The 1,775-nt window shown below is 36.7% G+C and carries 1 protein-coding gene; it reads right to left on the bottom strand.

The annotated features are described in order from the left end of the window. The coding region (locus tag H5072_RS18520) for a methyl-accepting chemotaxis protein (protein WP_182694399.1) at positions 1 to 1,472 on the bottom strand (1,472 nt) is incomplete at its 3' end. Between the last annotated feature and the right edge of the window lie 303 nt (positions 1,473 to 1,775).

Here is a 1,775-nt window from a genome sequence, read left to right as displayed (position 1 = left end):
TTAAAGCTTAAACTTAAGTTGTTATCGCCAAAGTCTTTAATTTGCGAAACATTATTACTAATGTCGTTACTAACCATTTGTTGCTCTTCTGCAGCGGATGATATTTGTATTGCCAAGTGAGATATTTCACTGATTTGGATAAAAATACCCTCTAATTCAACTTGAGTTTTATCGGTTGTCAAAACACAGTTATCGGCTTGTGCTTTAGTGCTTTGCATTACTTTGGACCAGCTAAATAAAGTATCTTGTATTTCTTTAATAGAACTGTGGATTTGTGTTGTAGCATTTTGAGTACGTGACGAAAGGGTCCTTACCTCATCTGCGACTACTGCAAAACCTCGACCATGTTCTCCCGCTCTAGCTGCTTCAATCGCTGCATTAAGAGCAAGTAAGTTAGTTTGATCGGCAATTCCCTCTATTTCACTCATTACCTTACCAATTTTATCTGCTTCAGAGGCTAAGCTGGTGGCTGTATTTGCTGCTTGTTCTACTTGAGAAGCTAAGTCAGATACCATTTTACTATTATCAGCAATGTGGTTTTTTATCTCTGAGCAACTTTGATGGGTGTTATTCACTTTATCCGCTGTTTGAGCGGTATTTACTGATATTTCACCAATGGTAGAACTCATTTGAGTCATCGCTGATGCAATTTGTTCTAAACGCTCACCTTGAGAAGAAATCCCTTTTTCGGTGAGTGTTGATTGTTTGTCTAAATCAGTTGCGATGCCATTAAAGCTTAATGTTGAGTCTTTCATACGGCCAAGGACGGTGCGCAATTTTGCACTTAGCATTTGCTCTCTATAATCACTTACACTGTGCGGTGTATGGCCGCTGTAAATATAACGAGAGATTGAATCGGCTTTTGCTTTTTGTTCGCGTAATATTTTAGGGGTAACAATGAGTTCGTCATAATTTAGCACAATAACTAAAGCACAAATAAATAGGCTAATTGCAGCAATGGTGATTGATGCCGCAACAGCAATAAAAATCAGCCAAAATAATAGGCTTATAAAAGTAAGGCTTTGTCGTATTGTGGTGTGTTCTCGTAGTTTAAATAATGACTTGTTGGTATTTATTTTGTTGTAAAGTGTTTGTGCACGGTGCTTAAGTTGAGAGCTTGCTTTGGTTCTTACAGATTGATAACCAACAAGTCGGCCATGTTCAAAAATGGGGGTTACAAAGGCATCTACCCAGTAATAGCGGCCATCTTTACAGCGGTTTTTAACCATACCGCGCCACGAGTGTTCTTGTTTTAATGTTGCCCACATTTCTTTAAAGGCTGCTTTTGGCATATCAGGGTGGCGAACGATATTATGATGCTGACCGATAAGCTCTTGTGCGCTATATCCTGCTACAGCACAAAACGCTTGATTGACGTATGTTATTACACCTTTAAGATCAGTAGTGGAAACCAGCTCTTGTGATTCATCAAAGTATACTTCTTCATTTTTTAAGCTTTTATCATTGTGCATTGTATTTATTATCATCCCTTATTGTTGCAGTCATTATATTGCTTACACTCTACAAAGCAAAAAATAGCGTCCTTCCTTCTATGCTCATAAGACAAATAATTGTATTTCTTGATCTAGATCAAGTTTAAATACCGGACAGCTAAATTGAACTGATTTTGCATAAGTTCCGGTCTATTACTTTAAGCTGATATTTTACTTATTTGATTTATAATTAAATACGTATTTAAAGCATTTGTATAATGCACATAGCAATGGCAATATTACGACTTAATATAATGATGTTGGTCATATTAAGTGCATGTA

The organism is Pseudoalteromonas sp. SR45-5 (assembly GCF_014163565.1).
In the GTDB taxonomy this organism is placed as follows: Bacteria; Pseudomonadota; Gammaproteobacteria; order Enterobacterales; family Alteromonadaceae; genus Pseudoalteromonas; species Pseudoalteromonas distincta.
The sequence above is the reverse complement of the archived record's forward strand: the minus strand, read 5'-3'. Positions and strand labels throughout refer to the sequence as shown.